The 14,204-nt window shown below is 40.5% G+C and carries 20 protein-coding genes; 10 read left to right on the top strand and 10 right to left on the bottom strand.

The window, feature by feature from the left end:
- The first annotated feature begins 33 nt into the window (after positions 1-33).
- From WKF66_RS15685 to WKF66_RS15700, 4 genes are all read left to right on the top strand, one after another.
- Positions 34-609, top strand: coding sequence for a Crp/Fnr family transcriptional regulator (locus WKF66_RS15685; protein WP_489675417.1), 576 nt, complete (start codon positions 34-36; stop codon positions 607-609).
- 73 nt (positions 610-682) lie between these two features.
- Positions 683-1,108, top strand: coding sequence for a VOC family protein (locus tag WKF66_RS15690; protein WP_489675418.1), 426 nt, complete (start codon positions 683-685; stop codon positions 1,106-1,108).
- 2 nt (positions 1,109-1,110) lie between these two features.
- A complete protein-coding gene (locus WKF66_RS15695; RefSeq protein ID WP_489675419.1) occupies positions 1,111-1,959 on the top strand; it encodes a VOC family protein in 849 nt (282 codons plus the stop codon).
- 14 nt (positions 1,960-1,973) lie between these two features.
- On the top strand, positions 1,974-2,351 hold the full coding sequence (locus WKF66_RS15700) for a DoxX family membrane protein (protein WP_489675420.1): 378 nt from the start codon (positions 1,974-1,976) through the stop codon (positions 2,349-2,351).
- A 160-nt stretch (positions 2,352-2,511) separates the two neighbouring features.
- Here WKF66_RS15700 and WKF66_RS15705 read toward each other — a convergent pair whose 3' ends face one another.
- Positions 2,512-2,823: an RNA recognition motif domain-containing protein gene (locus WKF66_RS15705; RefSeq protein ID WP_489675421.1), complete on the bottom strand. Its 312-nt coding sequence runs from the start codon at positions 2,821-2,823 to the stop codon at positions 2,512-2,514.
- Positions 2,824-2,926: 103 nt separating this feature from the next.
- Positions 2,927-3,448, bottom strand: coding sequence for a PRC-barrel domain-containing protein (locus WKF66_RS15710; RefSeq protein WP_489675422.1), 522 nt, complete (start codon positions 3,446-3,448; stop codon positions 2,927-2,929).
- 197 nt (positions 3,449-3,645) lie between these two features.
- Here WKF66_RS15710 and WKF66_RS15715 point away from each other — a divergent pair, with 197 nt between their 5' ends.
- A complete protein-coding gene (locus tag WKF66_RS15715; protein WP_489675423.1) occupies positions 3,646-3,825 on the top strand; it encodes a DUF3606 domain-containing protein in 180 nt (59 codons plus the stop codon).
- Positions 3,822-4,493, top strand: a complete 672-nt coding sequence (locus WKF66_RS15720) for a DUF6766 family protein (RefSeq protein WP_489675424.1) — start codon at positions 3,822-3,824, stop codon at positions 4,491-4,493. The genes WKF66_RS15715 and WKF66_RS15720 overlap by 4 nt, the downstream gene beginning before the upstream one ends.
- A gap of 15 nt (positions 4,494-4,508) precedes the next feature.
- Here WKF66_RS15720 and WKF66_RS15725 read toward each other — a convergent pair whose 3' ends face one another.
- From WKF66_RS15725 to WKF66_RS15745, 5 genes are all read right to left on the bottom strand, one after another.
- Positions 4,509-5,381 (bottom strand): ATP-grasp domain-containing protein, encoded by an 873-nt coding sequence (locus tag WKF66_RS15725; RefSeq protein WP_489675425.1) that lies wholly within the window; start codon positions 5,379-5,381, stop codon positions 4,509-4,511.
- Between the two features lie 28 nt (positions 5,382-5,409).
- Positions 5,410-6,018: an alpha-ketoglutarate-dependent dioxygenase AlkB family protein gene (locus WKF66_RS15730; protein ID WP_489675426.1), complete on the bottom strand. Its 609-nt coding sequence runs from the start codon at positions 6,016-6,018 to the stop codon at positions 5,410-5,412.
- 7 nt (positions 6,019-6,025) lie between these two features.
- Positions 6,026-6,478, bottom strand: a complete 453-nt coding sequence (locus WKF66_RS15735) for a hypothetical protein (protein WP_489675427.1) — start codon at positions 6,476-6,478, stop codon at positions 6,026-6,028.
- A gap of 77 nt (positions 6,479-6,555) precedes the next feature.
- The gene (locus tag WKF66_RS15740; RefSeq protein WP_489675428.1) at positions 6,556-7,431 is read right to left on the bottom strand and encodes a tetratricopeptide repeat protein; all 876 of its coding nucleotides are present in this window, start codon (positions 7,429-7,431) and stop codon (positions 6,556-6,558) included.
- A gap of 17 nt (positions 7,432-7,448) precedes the next feature.
- A complete protein-coding gene (locus WKF66_RS15745; protein ID WP_489675429.1) occupies positions 7,449-7,982 on the bottom strand; it encodes a DUF4256 domain-containing protein in 534 nt (177 codons plus the stop codon).
- 180 nt (positions 7,983-8,162) lie between these two features.
- Between WKF66_RS15745 and WKF66_RS15750 the strand changes: the two genes are divergently transcribed.
- The 4 genes from WKF66_RS15750 to WKF66_RS15765 all read left to right on the top strand — a co-directional run bounded on the left by WKF66_RS15750 (position 8,163) and on the right by WKF66_RS15765 (position 10,814).
- Positions 8,163-8,531 (top strand): group III truncated hemoglobin, encoded by a 369-nt coding sequence (locus WKF66_RS15750; RefSeq protein WP_489675430.1) that lies wholly within the window; start codon positions 8,163-8,165, stop codon positions 8,529-8,531.
- Positions 8,532-8,541: 10 nt separating this feature from the next.
- Positions 8,542-9,141 (top strand): Crp/Fnr family transcriptional regulator, encoded by a 600-nt coding sequence (locus tag WKF66_RS15755; RefSeq protein ID WP_489675431.1) that lies wholly within the window; start codon positions 8,542-8,544, stop codon positions 9,139-9,141.
- 125 nt (positions 9,142-9,266) lie between these two features.
- Positions 9,267-10,334 (top strand): SDR family oxidoreductase, encoded by a 1,068-nt coding sequence (locus WKF66_RS15760; protein ID WP_489675432.1) that lies wholly within the window; start codon positions 9,267-9,269, stop codon positions 10,332-10,334.
- Between the two features lie 72 nt (positions 10,335-10,406).
- A complete protein-coding gene (locus WKF66_RS15765; RefSeq protein ID WP_489675434.1) occupies positions 10,407-10,814 on the top strand; it encodes a PKD domain-containing protein in 408 nt (135 codons plus the stop codon).
- Positions 10,815-10,836: 22 nt separating this feature from the next.
- Here WKF66_RS15765 and WKF66_RS15770 read toward each other — a convergent pair whose 3' ends face one another.
- The 3 genes from WKF66_RS15770 to moeB form a co-directional block, all read right to left on the bottom strand.
- On the bottom strand, positions 10,837-11,574 hold the full coding sequence (locus WKF66_RS15770) for an SDR family oxidoreductase (protein ID WP_489675435.1): 738 nt from the start codon (positions 11,572-11,574) through the stop codon (positions 10,837-10,839).
- A gap of 16 nt (positions 11,575-11,590) precedes the next feature.
- Positions 11,591-13,084, bottom strand: coding sequence for a glycoside hydrolase family 43 protein (locus WKF66_RS15775; RefSeq protein WP_489675436.1), 1,494 nt, complete (start codon positions 13,082-13,084; stop codon positions 11,591-11,593).
- Between the two features lie 79 nt (positions 13,085-13,163).
- The gene (gene moeB / locus WKF66_RS15780; RefSeq protein WP_489675437.1) at positions 13,164-14,204 is read right to left on the bottom strand and encodes a molybdopterin-synthase adenylyltransferase MoeB; all 1,041 of its coding nucleotides are present in this window, start codon (positions 14,202-14,204) and stop codon (positions 13,164-13,166) included.

Here is a 14,204-nt window from a genome sequence, read left to right on the forward strand (position 1 = left end):
AAATAATATATTTGGGTGACCAAATAATATTATATGACAGCTTTACACACCATTTATCAGCACTCGCTAATCACCACAGCGGATATGGAAACTATTTGTAAGGCGCATCGAAGAATACATATATGTAAAGACGACTTCCTGCTACAAAAGGGAGATACTGCCAAATCATACGTCTGTGTTGAAGAGGGACTAGTCCGTTCCTATGTGTATGACTATGATGGTAATGATATCACTACAGGATTTATTGGTAAAAATGAGATTGCAATTGATGTCGTTTCGTTATTTAATCAGGTACCTACAGTGGAATACTTCCAGGCGCTTACGGACTGCTCCTGTTTCATCATTGAATTTCATGAATTTCAATTGTTATACCATTCTATCAAAGGTTTTAATGAGTGGGGCCGCTCCTGGATGTCTGAAACTTTATTCCAGCTCAAACATCGGACAATTTCTATAATTACAGATTCGGCAGCAGAACGTTATCGTAGATTGAGAAGGGAGCATCCACAAATTTTACAACAAGCACCACTAAAATATATCGCAAGTTATTTGGGAATTACCGATACCTCGCTTTCTAGAATAAGGAAGGAGTTGGTTAATGAAATTTAGTTTCATTTCTTGCCTTATGGCAAGTGTGATTTGAAACTGTCATGCTAGATTTGGTTAAATTAATTTTAACATTATGAAAATCAACCCGTATCTTAACTTCAATGGAAACGCAAAAGAAGCATTCCAGTTTTATCAATCTGTATTTGGTGGAGAACTGTTTGAAATGAAAATGGAAAACACCCCTGGGGCAGAAAACCTTCCAGAACAGGAGAAGGAACTGATGATGCACGTTTCCCTGCCAATTGGAGATGGACAATTCCTAATGGCATCAGATTGCTTAGAATCTCAAGGCCACACACTCACTGTTGGCAATAACAACTACATCTCTATAATGCCGGATACCAGAGAGGAGGCTACCAAAATATTTAACGGGTTATCAGAAGGCGGTGCAGTTGAAATGCCTATGGAAGATATGTTCTGGGGCGAGTATTTCGGTTCCTTCAAAGATAAGTTTGGAGTATCATGGATGATTAATTTTAACAATCAAGCGGGAGTGTAATTATGGAAAGTCAAATATATCCCTGCATCTGGTTCGATGGCAATGCGCATCAGGCTGCCGAGTTATACACGGCAGCCTTTACCAACTCTAGGATCATATCGACTAATCCAATGGTCGTTATTTTTGAGATCATGGGCAAGAAATTCATGGGCTTAAATGGCGGTTTAAGTCATAAACCCAATCCATCGATATCTTTTTCTATAACATTCACGTCAAAGGATGAACTGGATTTAGCCTGGAATCTTCTAATACTTGATGGACAGCCATTGATGCCTCTTGATCAATATCCCTGGAGTGATTATTATGGATGGCTGCAAGACAAATATGGAGTCTCCTGGCAGTTGAGTGTAGGTCTGCCCGGAGGAACTCCACAACAAGATATATTTCCAAGTCTGTTATTTGTAGGCGAACAAAATGGTAAAGCCGAAAGAGCACTCAACTTTTATACGTCACTCTTTGATGATTCTAAAGTGGAGATTATAGCGAGGTACGAAAGCGGGGATCATGACATTGAAGACAATATCAAGTTCGCTCAGTTTAGCATTAATGGACAGCGGATGTCGGTAATGGACAGTTCGCACAACCATGATTTTAGTTTCAATCCAGGCATTAGTCTTGTAGTCAATTGCGATACTCAGGAAGAAATTGATTACCTGTGGTTAAATCTTACTGAAGGCGGTCGGGAGGACAGATGTGGCTGGTGCCAGGATTCTTTCGGGGTAAGCTGGCAGATAGTTCCTACAATCCTTGGAGAGCTCATGAGTAATCCAAATAAAGCACCCAAGGTAGTTGAAGCATTTATGAAAATGAGCAAGTTTAATATTCAGGAGCTGGAAGATGCAGCATTATAACTAAAAAATAAGATATGAAAAATAAGATTTTGTTTATAGTTTGTTTACTGTTCGGATTAATGTTTATCAATGCAGGATTGAATAAATTTTTAAACTACATGCCTGTCCCAACTGATCTTCCAGAAAGTATGATGAAGGTGATGGGTGCTTTCATGCAAATCACATGGTTGATGCCACTAGTTGGTATCATTGAAATCCTTGGAGGCATATTAATTATGATTCCAAAATACCGCGCGTTGGGGTCCATAATTATTTTGCCGGTGATGGTAGGGATATTATTACTAAACATTTTTGATGCACCATCTGGGCTACCGATTGCGTTGGTCTTACTCGCAATAAATATTTGGGTAATCATTGACAACAGATCGAAGTTTAGGCACCTGATAAACTAAGTTATTAAAGATAAAGCCCGATGCCTCCGGCTCCGGGCTTATCAACCTTAAAAAACCTCATAGAAAAATCTGTTTATATAAACGCTGTGTTTAGTTAGACAGATGTGGCTGAAAATAAGAATTACTCATCGATGACAATTGAATACTAGACCTACTACTTTTATTTGTCTAAATTTTTTGAACGTGGTTTTCTAATTAAATTCTTTGACGCTTCTGAACTCTTATTTTTATCCTTATCTCCTATCTTAACAGTCAATTTCCGACCCCGTAAATCACTTCCGCTCAATGCTGCTACGGCACGTTCAGCAGCTTTTAAACTCTTCATTTGTATAAAAGCATAGCCCTTACTTTGCCCGGTTTTAGGGTCTTCAACAATATTTAAATTCTCGACAGTCCCGTATTGTGAAAACAATTCCAGTAAAGTCATTGGTGTCGTATCTTTTGGAAATCCAACAATAAAAATGCTTGTCATAATCTTTAATAGCTCTTAATGCCAAAGATACTGTTTTAGACATGTAAGAAGAATCTATGAGAATTAACAGCAAATAGACTTGTTTCGGCTGAGTTTTGTAGGATTAATTCGTAGTGGTTCCACGATCATTTTGGTGACGGGTAAAGTGTGCATCTTCAAAATGGCCATGGATGTAAAAGTCCTCAGGATGGTTATCGTAAACGACCGCACTGGCATTTGGTAGTGCAGCATTTCCAAGAAACGCATGGCGCACTGCCAGCTCTTCAACCGGAGAAATAATTTTTCCTGACTCATACTCCGGTAAACTTAAAAGTTGGCTAAGGGCGAAATTCTCAATTACAACCTCTTCATCATCATTGTCAAGAACGACGACACCAATTGGCAATAGGACAATCTTCCTAAAAAAGCTTTTACCGTCTTCTGCTTCAAAATCAAGGTCAGCGACGATATAACGCACTTTTCGAGCACTACTGTCAAATATTAAGTCCTTCACCTCGCCTATTTCATTACCTAGTGAGTCAATAATTTCCCAACCATTAATATCGGGCTGATGATCTGCAATTTCAAAGTCACTCTCACTTAATTCCTGTAAATAAGTGGTTCTGTTGATTTCATTATTCTCCATGATTTCTTAATTTGGTAGCGGCTATCGCCATGGTTGTACGTCTAAGTCGGCCATGGTATAATTAGCCACTGTTGCCTAATAACTTCAATTAAGCAGGATTGTTTTAAACATCAGCAGGCTTCTTAGAGACGAAAGAGATCTTTTTCAAACACTTTTCATGAGATGCTTGTTAAATGTTTTGATTAAAATATATTATTATGGCAGATGACAAAAACAAGCAGGACGGTCGTGACGATAGTAAGATAGATGCGAACGATAGCAGCGAGGTATCTTACGCTGCGAAAGAGTTTGGTGTTTCTTCTTCAGAAATACGAAAGGCGATTGAAGAAGTTGGTAGCTCGAGGGCAGACGTTAAAAAATACCTCAACCGACAATGAGTAAGCCAGCTTCCAGGGATTCCTTTTTCTATAGAAACGGATTGACAATAGTTTTCATGTCCTTGTTTGTAATAACTTTGATTGGCCAAGGACTCACAGGTTGGAAGCAGCATAATCAGGATTTACAAGAGGAAAATGCAAAGGGTATCACGCTGAGCACCTATCTTCAAAGTGGACACTTCATTTCTGCGACGTTCGAGAACTTCGAGAGTGAATTTCTTCAAATGGCACTTTATGTGATAATGACCATATCCTTACGACAGATTGGATCTGCTGAAAGTAAGAAGCTAGATGAGCATGAAGAAGTGGATCGAGAGCCGAAGGTGTCTGCTAATGCGCCTTGGGCTGTCAAAAAAGGTGGTTGGATATTAAAGATTTATAAAAACTCATTATCGTTATGTTTCGGCATATTATTCTTCTTTAGTTGGGGCATGCACCTTTATGGGAGCTGGCAGAATCATAATGTGGAGCAGCTGGCTAAACATTTGCCTAGAGACACTGTAATTGCCTACTTAGGTCAACCAGAATTTTGGTTCGAGACATTCCAAAACTGGCAAAGTGAATTCCTATCGGTTGCTTCTATTGTATTTTTCACGATATATCTGCGTCAGCAAGGCTCGTCAGAGTCTAAGCCTGTAGACGCACCTAACATGGAAACTGGCAAATGATCGAATTGAAAGTTCTTAAAGCAGGCGCAATAGTGCTTGATAATAGTGCTCCAACGAATCGGGATCGGTATCGAGAAACAAGTAGGGCTCAATGAGCTCCAATTCCATCAGGATTAGCTCGTCGTTGATAACCGCCGCATCGACACGCGCATATAAACAGTCTTTCGCAAACAAATCTATGTATACCTGTGCTTTATCAGTTATTTCTGTAGTCGGTTTTTGCGGATGTACGCTCCCGCCGAAGGTCGATTGAACTCTAAAGTCGCCACTAGCTGCCTTTTTAACCACCGCATGACTAAAGTTGCCGCCAAAAAACAGGAAAGACCATTCTCCTGCTACTTCTATCTCGTTTAAGAAAGGCTGGACGATGAAGTCTTCAAATTGAAGTAGCTGATTAATTTTAGTGGTATGTTCTTCCACTGTCGCCAGATTCACTTTAAAAGTGTTTTTTGCTCCGCCAGAAACAACTGGTTTTATAATTAGGTCATCTGTTCCAAACGCAACAAAATAGTCACTAATATTAACCGTTTGTCCTTGCGCCAAATAAACAGTTGGAGTTACTGGAAGGCCGGCATTCTCAATGTCTATCAGATAATGTTTATCTGCGTTCCATCTTAGTATTGTTGCAGGGTTCAACAACCTGATACTCAACTTTTCCATTTGATCCAGCCAACTATAGAACTCTTTAATTTGATCGAAATAATCCCATGGAGATTTAATGATCGCAAGATCATAATTCTCCCATACCACATTATGGTCATTCCAAATTTCTTTTGTGATAATTAACCCTTTTGACTGAAGGAAAGCTATTACCTGTTCATCTTCGTTTGAAACGTTGATTGCATGGTACGCTCCTTTATCCAGATAGGTTACTAAGGCAATGTTCATGATGCGAATTTTGCTCCGAAGGTAAAGATTAAATCACGACTCTAAAAGTTAGGTTCAGCCGTGCTTTCATGGGCTTAACAGATTTTGCAATGCGGTGCTCCCAATTCTGTTGGAGATCCCCTTTCATTACTACCAGCGCCCCGCTCTCCAGCTTAATTGAATATTTTTCATAATGGTTGGTCTTATTACGTATGTCGAACAAGCGCACCTGCCCAAAGCTGACTGATGCTATAATTGGATGTGTACCCAGGGCCTTTTCATTGTCACTATGCCAAGCCACGGAATCATTTCCGTCTCTGTAATAGTTTAGCAGCACGCTATTAAACTTCGTTCCTGTTATATGCTCAACTTTAGCGTTGATCATCAGTAACTCCGGGGTCCAGCCATTTAGAGGAGAACTTTTGAAGGATGTATAATCATAAGTATCCGCATTTGCGTACCATGCTGTCAGCCTTGGGGTGATCACTTCTTTATCATACATTTTCACGATTTTCTGCTGCCAGGGTGTATCTGCAATTAACTTCTCAAGTAGCGCATTACTTTCCTGATCTGAAAATAACTCTGGTTGATAATCGAGCAGACACTTAGGCAGCCCTGGCGTTTGTCCTTCTTCCTTAAAAAAACTAAGCTGTTCCATGATGTTGCTATTGAACAAGTTGACCTTGCTTTACCAATACCTGAAAATCAGCAGACATCTCTGCATCGTAAACCTTGAACAAAATCTCCCAACGATCTTTTATAAGGGTACTAATGTAAGTTTTGAATAGTTTCTCGAAGTGATTAAAGTCTATATCTGGCAAGCAGACGATCAAATACTGATCATCACCTTGTATAATTACCTGCCGGATAAACATAGGCCAATGCGTTTCCAATTCTTCAGGGAGCTTGTTGAAATGCTGCAAATCAATGAACTTTCCTATGCTTTCAACCAGGCCCTCTACAAGTACAGAATTGCGGTTAGCTACCCATATCCCATCTATTTTAACAATACTTCCTAATAGCTCACCACCGTGAACAATACGCCAGGACTGGCCCGGTCGGAATTGGGTAACCTGAAAGACCTGAGTGGAATTTTCAAAATAAGTTAGTTCAATCATTGCCATAATCTTGCTAATTTTTAGACCTGGGCAAAGTTATACTAATATTTTTAGTATTTCAACAGAATAATAAAGCTTTATTTATCTTCTAGTTTTTCACTCATTCCATTAAGATTCATAAGGAATTGCGAGCTTTCATCGGGACTAAATGATTTCGTTTTGTCATGCCATTCTGCGAACTTCTGTTTGTTGCTAAGTTTAAAATACATAAACGCCATGTTGTACGCAATCTCAGTTTTATCCTTCTGAACAGTACAATATTCAAGTGCCTTAAGATAAGCTGCCTCCGCCTCTAAAGTTTTTTTAGACGCCATGTAGGCATAACCTAGTTCTCTAAAAAACCAGAAGTCTTTAGGGCTAGCGGCAATAGCAGCATTTAGAACGAGTATCGCTTTCTCGAATTGAAGTGACGCATTGTATGCGTAAGATAATTCGAACTCTAAACCACGATAGTGGGGATCTTTAGCATATGCAGGCAAAAGGTACTCAAGAGCTTTTTCGTAAGCTCCAACATGATTGTAGTGTTTGCCCCAGGCCACCATCGTAGGCAAGAGCTTAGGATCAACCTTATAAGTTTTTAGCCAATCAGGTTCGACCGTTAAGCCCAATTCGGCAAGCCGGGTAGCACTTAATACAGCAACATCTCTGGTATTTGCTTCCAGCCGATACTTCATCGAGGCATTGCTGGGGTTCGGACGGGGTAATAACTTAGCGTCCTTGCCAACCTTAAAAGTCCCTTTAAAATCAAATGTAAAGCCCGCCATTTGATCAATATATAAGAAGCCATAACTGTAAACGGTATCAGTCGGTAGTTTAGGAAATGTTATCCATTTGTTTTCGGCATTATAAAACTTAGTGCTTAATACCAAGTCCGAGGGCTCGGAGACCTGCTGTGCCAGTAATTGAAACGGGATGAATAACAAAAGGAACAGGGAGCGGGTAAAATATTTCATAGGTATAGCTTTAAAATTTACAACATTAATACCGCTCTAAAGCCCCTGGCTGCATAGTAAGATTCTGCGCCATTATGGTAGACGAAAGTTTTCCCATAACGGAAATCTGCAAACAAAGCGCCGTTGAGGGCTCTTACATCTGATGGGGTAAGGATCCAACTGGACGTTTTCTGGTCGAACTTTCCCAGGTCTTGTAATTCTCTGTATTGCTCTTCAGTAAGGAGCTGTACTCCCATTTCATTTGCCATATTGATGGCGCTATCTGCGGGTTTGTTCGCTTTTCTTGAATTTAGAGCTGCATGATCATAACAGATACTTCTGCGACCCGCGGGACTTTCAGGCGAACAATCAAAGAAAAGGAAAGTACCAGACGCGTTATCGAGACCGACTACATCGGGTTCACCGCCGGTTTCTTCCATTCTGGTTAAGGACTGAAGTTTCATCGGGCTGTCTTCAAGTTTTGCGAGTACATCTTCCCATTTGATTCCATTATGACGGTGCGGATGCTTATCAAAGCGCAATCTTAAGGTGCTGAGTAACACTGAATTCATGGTGTGGTTGGTTTGGTTAACGAATTTAACAAAAAAATGGAATTCAGAGCATCGACATAGTGATTCTTAACACCTGCTTAACGCGTTAGTATCTTTATTAAGAAGTTTGCGTAATTTGCGATCAGCAATTCCTGAATTTAGCTTGACTTCGTTTAACAATAAGCTAGAGTTTTGCAGCTTATGAAGAAAGACATTGAAACATCAAAAGACATCGCGTTACTTGTTGAAACATTTTACACCGAGATCATGCAAGATGAACTCCTTGGCCCGGTCTTTCTGCAGCACAACTTCAATTTAGAAGGACACCTGCCTGTGATGATTTCTTTTTGGGAAGGTATTTTATTTGACATTCATACTTACAAAGGTAATCCGGTTCGGGTGCATCAGGAAATGAATGCCTTCTCTCCTCTGCTTCCCCTGCATTTTAAACGCTGGCTCACCATCTGGTCAGCAACTGCAAACAAATTATTTGCCGGAGCCAGAACGGAAGAGGTGGTTGCTCGTGCAAAAACAATAGCATCTATACTTGAAGCAAAATTGATCGCCTAAAATTACCAATATGTTCGAAACCTTATTTCATCACATTGAACTAAAAGTATTGGTTACACCGCAGGAGAAATCGCTTATAGAGGCTTTTTTGTTACCAAAGAAGCTGAAGAAAAGACAATATCTACTCCAGCAAGGTGACCATTGTAAATTCTTCACGTTTGTAGCCAAAGGCTTGTTGAAGTCTTACAATATTGATGAAAAAGGCGCAGAACATATAAGTGTATTTGCTTGGGAGGGCTGGTGGATATCAGATATGTGGAGTTTCTTTCATGGCAAAGATGCAAATGTCAATATTGAAGCCATTGAAGATTCAGATCTGCTCATGATCAGCTTGCAAAATTATAATAAACTTTTGGAGCAGGTTCCCGTGATGGAACGCTATTTCCGAATTCTATATCAAAATAGTTTACTAACGAAAGATTTGCGATTGTTAAGCGCTGCGACTCACACAGCGGAAGAAAAGTACCTCAGACTGCTTAGTTCCCAGCCCGAACTCATGCAACGGGTTCGTCAAAGTCTTATTGCGTCTTATCTCGGACTAGCGCCAGAAACGATCAGTCGCATAAAACAGAAGCTAATCCGCAACTCCCCGATTGACCGAGATCAATAGTAATAATTGACCTGCATCAAGTGCTGCTTATTTTTTGCCACCTATTTTTGTGATGTGATAGAGTCATAGGATTAAGAACTCAAATCCTTTTAAACTGTTGTCGCAATAATTATAAATAGCAAATTATGGAAAAAGTAGCATTGGTAGTTGGAGCAACCGGAATCACCGGGAGCGCATTAACTGAAAAACTCATCGAAAAGGGATGGACTACCTACGGATTATCACGTTCAGCTAATAGCAATATTAAGGGCCTAAAAACGATATCCGCAAATCTTCTAGACAAAGAGGATTTGCTTCTAAAGCTTAAGGATGTCAATCCTACACATGTTTTTATAACAACCTGGATGCGTCAGGAGACTGAGGCGGAAAACATTCGTGTGAATAGTTTGATGGTTAGAAACATACTTGACAGTTTATCTGATAAAAGAACAGTCATGCATGTGGCCTTAGTAACGGGCTTAAAACACTATTTAGGACCTTTCGACGCATATGCAAAATCGGGGACTTTTCCAGAAACTCCTGTTAGGGAAGAGCATCCCAGATTAGAACTTGAAAACTTCTATTATGCGCAAGAGGATGAAGTATTCGCAGCAGCTGAAAGAGATGGTTTTGCCTGGAGCGTTCATCGTCCGCATACTGTTATCGGCAATGCTGTTGGTAATCTAATGAACATGGGGACTACCCTGGCGGTTTTCGCATCTATTTGCAAAGAAACCGGAAGACCTTTCCAATTCCCGGGATCATCCGCTCAATGGAACGGCTTGTCGGATGTTACTGATGCCTACGTTCTCGCAGAACAAATGATTTGGGCAAGCATAACAGAACAGGCACATAACCAGGCATTTAATGTGACCAATGGTGATTTGTTTCGCTGGAGCTGGTTATGGAAGCAATTGGCCGCCTACTTTGATATTGAAGCTGTAAGCTTTGATGGGACTATCAATCCCCTGGAATCGCAAATGGCTAATGATGATCAGCTATGGAGAGAACTAGCTGCACAGCATGATTTAAAGGAAATTGACTTAAGCAAACTCACTTCGGCCTGGCATACAGATCTCGATTTAGGTCGCCCCTTAGAGGTAATGACGGATATGTCTAAAAGTAGAAAATTAGGCTTCACCGTATATCAAGAGACACGTGAGTCCTTTTTTACATTATTTGATAAACTTCGCCAGGAACAATTGATCCCATAAAAACTTAGATAACGCTTATTTTACACCAATGGAGATAAATAAGCGTTATCTTGTTTTACTATAGCCGCGCAAATGAAACAAATCACCCTCTTACTATTAGCATTTTTTACTATGGTTGCATATTCTTATGGCCAAAGTGTCAACAAAGCTCCTAAAATAGAACTCTTGATGATAGACGGGAAAAAATCACCCAGTGTGGTGCCTTTAAATCCTGGGGAAAAATACTTAGTCAAAGTTACGGTGACTGATCCAGAGCATGATGTGCTAAAAGCAAAATGGGAATTATTTGAAAAGTCTGAACTTAGTAAAGCTAACGGAGAAAAGAGAAAACCCGTGGCTTTACCTGATATGGTAACCGGTTCTTTGCAAAACGTCATGCTTGATGTCCCTGTCCATCCAGGAGATTACAAGCTAACATTAACTGTGAGCGACAGCAATAAAAACACCAGTACTGCAAGTATTGAGCTTCGAGTACTTTGAACAGGTGCAACACGAATACAACCTACGCCATAGCCCCATTAGCAGCAATGATTTGACCTGAGATCCATTTCGCCTCATCTGAAGCAAGGAAAAGTACAACTTTTGTTATGTCTGCAGGCTCTGCAATACGGTTAAATGCATTAGAACCCGCAAGCCTTTCGAGTACTTCATCTGATTTACCATTGAGAAAAAGCTCAGTTTTAGTTGGCCCAGGTGCAATCGCATTTACAGAGATGCCTCTGCCAACTTCTTTTGCGAAGATGCGGGTTAACTGGTCAACGGCAGTTTTCGTTGCAGTGTATATGGCGTAACCAGGAAATAACATGCGTGTTGCTGAAGAGGAAACGTTGATGATAACGCCATTGTCTGCCAATTTATCCGCAGCCTGTTTAAGAGCGAAAAACGTTCCCTTAACGTTGATGTCAAACTGAAAATCAAAGTCTTCTTCTGAGTGATCCTTCAGCGCTTTTGCTTGCATTACCCCTGCATTATTAATTAAAACGTCGATCTTCCCATAACGTGCTATACTTTGATCAAATAGAGCTATTACCTCAGATTCTTTGCTCACATCTGCTTTTATTAAAAAGGCGTCACCACCCTGACTACCAATTTCTGCAAGAACGTTTTCTGCTTCAAGCTGACTACTAGAGTAGTTGATAATAACTTTAGCGCCTTTGGCCGCGAATGTCTTTGCCATGTCTGCACCAAGCCCCTTTGATGCGCCGGTAATGAGGACTACTTTTCCTGTTAAACTTTCCATTGTATCTACCTGACTGCTACTTAAGGCTAAAATTGCTGAACGTCGCCGACTTGTCTGGTGTCCCCAACACTGTTACCCCTACTCTGAGTGCCCTATCCCATGGAGGAAGGAAACTGCCGTCCACAGGCTCGGTATTAATTATTGTAAAAGGCATCTTACCCATAGCATAAGAAAAAGTAAAAAGATGATTTTGCTTAGCTTGTAGTCGCAGTTTTACAGGAGATGACTTTCGATCTCTTTCGGAAGGTAATGAAATTGTCTTGATGACAGTAGTTTCACCATTTTTCACCTGTTTCAACTTGATTTCCCCGTTCGTTACGGAAGCGAAAATAATATGTTTATCATCTCCTATAATAGCGATTCCAGCTTCTGTGTCGGATTTTTTAACAATCGCCTCAGCGACATATTCGGAATGGTAAACTGGTTGCGCTATATAAGCCCCCGAAACATCTGGAAGCGCTGAGATTTGAACTGATTTTTTAGCAAGCTGCCTTTTGAAGTCTTTAAATATACTCCATTGCCAGTCAAGACTCAAGTCTTTTCCCTTGAACCTGTCAGACTTTTCAACTCTTTTATGAGCCGTTTTATTGTCATTTTGTTTAAACTTAATCCAACCATCTGGTGTAAATTCAAACTCGATCAACAGTCCTTGTCTACCTGCATACACACTTTCCTGAGCGCTATATCCATGATATAAGAAAAAGTTTTTCCCATCTTTCTGAACCGCGGTACCATGACCAGGACAAGTCCAGTCATCGGTGCTGGCTAACACGGGGTTATTTGCATATTTCTCCCAGGGACCGAGCAAACTTTTACTTCGAGCAATCCCTGTCCCGTAATTGCATTTAATACCACAGCAGCCTGCGGCAGCATAAATAGCATAAAAGTATTCGCCATTTTTTACCATGGAGACACCCTCTACAAGCCCATTTTCCCAAGCTTGGTCTCCTCTAAAAAGTTCTTTCTTTTCACCTATCAACGCAGTACGATCTTCTTTCATCTCCATCGCCCAGATCGGCGTAGGCTGTTGAACACTATTTCCATCCTCCTTCCAGATCATGTACAGTTTACCATCATTATCACGCATAGGGAACGCATCAATGGAGCCTGCAGGCTGACACATTAAAGGACCTAAATCTGTATACTCACCATCTGGCTTATCGGCCACAGCCACTCCTATGCACAAATTACCACCTTTTTTATGGGCTGTATAGTACATGTAAACCTTTCCATTATCGTATGTAATTTCTGGAGCCCAAAGATAGAAATCTGCCCATTGTGGAACTACTTTAAAGGCCACGCTCTTTTTTGTCCATTTTTTCAAATCTTTTGAGTGATAGATCGGAAACGCGGGCATCCAGTTGGATGTCGTAGCCATCGCCCAATAATCCTCCCCAATCTTAACCATAGAAGGGTCTGGATGGTCACCAGGAAGTACAAGTTCTTGAGAATAGGTTCTTCCGAAAACTAATAGGAAAACGAGAATAAGGGGTAGCCTTAGGTCTTTCATTATGCTAGTTTAATAGTGATTAATAATGTCCGACAATTTACTAAAAACCTTTAAATAGCGCTCATATCTGATGCTAAATTTAGCTGAAGCCATGTTTTAAGTTATAAACCTCACCCTTATACTGGCCTTTCAAAATCTGTACTGCCATTCTGCTGCGTTGCCCAGTCTGACAAACAAACACGATAGTGCTACTATCAGGTAAAGACTCAAACTTCGACTGAAGCTCATATAAAGGAATGTTTACCCCTCCAATATTACGTTCTTCAAATTCATAAGCTTCCCTTACGTCAACTATCATCACTTGTTTATTGGCATCCAAGGTCCACTGATCTAAAGTTTCACGAGTAATCTCAACTATAGCTTCAGGCTTGCGCTTAACAGTAATTATGGACGACTCTATTCTTTTTGCAATCGTAAAGTAGTTTGTTGAGTTATCAAGTGCACTTATCGTCATTAGTTTGCCGGACAGTGTCTCGCCAACTTCACAAATGATTTTGATGGCTTCATTCGCCATGTACAGCCCAATAATTCCAGGAAGAACACCGAGAACACCAATGTCTGCGCAATTTGGGACTTCGTTTGAAGCTGGAGGTTCTGGAAAAAGGTCTCTATAATTAGGCCCATCGAATAAATTGAACACGGAGAGTTGCCCTTCAAACTTAAATATAGAACCAAATACTAAAGTTTTGTTTAGAGAAACACAGGTGTCGTTAACTAGGTAACGCGTCTCAAAATTATCAGAACCATCAATAATGAGTTCATACTTGGCCATAATGTTCGACGCATTATCAGATGTTAACCGTTCCACAAAAGCGGTAACTTTCACATAAGGGTTTAAATGCTGCAATTTAACTGTTGCAACCGTGGCTTTGGATTTTCCAATGTCTTCCGCAGAGTATAGGATCTGCCTGTGTAGATTGGTTATATCTACCTTATCATCGTCAACAATTCCTATCTCACCTACTCCAGCCGCAGCAAGGTACTGAAGTATCGGGCATCCCAATCCTCCGGCACCGACAACCAAAACCTTCGCAGATTTGAGCTTCAGTTGTCCCTCGAGTCCAATCTCAGGCAATATGATCTGCCTACTATATCTCTTATGTTCCTCTCTGTCCAGCAT

This window comes from Pedobacter sp. (assembly GCF_037719805.1).
Classification (GTDB): Bacteria; Bacteroidota; Bacteroidia; order Sphingobacteriales; family Sphingobacteriaceae; genus Pedobacter.

Coding starts and splice junctions, on each gene's coding strand:
- WKF66_RS15695 (WP_489675419.1), top strand. CDS start 1,111: ATGGAAAGTCAAATATATCCCTGCATCTGGTTCGATGGCAATGCGCAT.
- WKF66_RS15750 (WP_489675430.1), top strand. CDS start 8,163: ATGAAGAAAGACATTGAAACATCAAAAGACATCGCGTTACTTGTTGAA.
- WKF66_RS15735 (WP_489675427.1), bottom strand. CDS start 6,478: ATGATTGAACTAACTTATTTTGAAAATTCCACTCAGGTCTTTCAGGTT.
- WKF66_RS15770 (WP_489675435.1), bottom strand. CDS start 11,574: ATGGAAAGTTTAACAGGAAAAGTAGTCCTCATTACCGGCGCATCAAAG.
- WKF66_RS15720 (WP_489675424.1), top strand. CDS start 3,822: ATGAGTAAGCCAGCTTCCAGGGATTCCTTTTTCTATAGAAACGGATTG.
- WKF66_RS15730 (WP_489675426.1), bottom strand. CDS start 6,018: ATGGAACAGCTTAGTTTTTTTAAGGAAGAAGGACAAACGCCAGGGCTG.
- WKF66_RS15725 (WP_489675425.1), bottom strand. CDS start 5,381: ATGAACATTGCCTTAGTAACCTATCTGGATAAAGGAGCGTACCATGCA.
- WKF66_RS15765 (WP_489675434.1), top strand. CDS start 10,407: ATGAAACAAATCACCCTCTTACTATTAGCATTTTTTACTATGGTTGCA.
- WKF66_RS15705 (WP_489675421.1), bottom strand. CDS start 2,823: ATGACAAGCATTTTTATTGTTGGATTTCCAAAAGATACGACACCAATG.
- WKF66_RS15690 (WP_489675418.1), top strand. CDS start 683: ATGAAAATCAACCCGTATCTTAACTTCAATGGAAACGCAAAAGAAGCA.
- moeB (WP_489675437.1), bottom strand. CDS start 14,204: ATGCTGGACAGAGAGGAACATAAGAGATATAGTAGGCAGATCATATTG.
- WKF66_RS15700 (WP_489675420.1), top strand. CDS start 1,974: ATGAAAAATAAGATTTTGTTTATAGTTTGTTTACTGTTCGGATTAATG.
- WKF66_RS15760 (WP_489675432.1), top strand. CDS start 9,267: ATGGAAAAAGTAGCATTGGTAGTTGGAGCAACCGGAATCACCGGGAGC.
- WKF66_RS15710 (WP_489675422.1), bottom strand. CDS start 3,448: ATGGAGAATAATGAAATCAACAGAACCACTTATTTACAGGAATTAAGT.
- WKF66_RS15740 (WP_489675428.1), bottom strand. CDS start 7,431: ATGAAATATTTTACCCGCTCCCTGTTCCTTTTGTTATTCATCCCGTTT.
- WKF66_RS15685 (WP_489675417.1), top strand. CDS start 34: ATGACAGCTTTACACACCATTTATCAGCACTCGCTAATCACCACAGCG.
- WKF66_RS15755 (WP_489675431.1), top strand. CDS start 8,542: ATGTTCGAAACCTTATTTCATCACATTGAACTAAAAGTATTGGTTACA.
- WKF66_RS15715 (WP_489675423.1), top strand. CDS start 3,646: ATGGCAGATGACAAAAACAAGCAGGACGGTCGTGACGATAGTAAGATA.
- WKF66_RS15745 (WP_489675429.1), bottom strand. CDS start 7,982: ATGAATTCAGTGTTACTCAGCACCTTAAGATTGCGCTTTGATAAGCAT.
- WKF66_RS15775 (WP_489675436.1), bottom strand. CDS start 13,084: ATGAAAGACCTAAGGCTACCCCTTATTCTCGTTTTCCTATTAGTTTTC.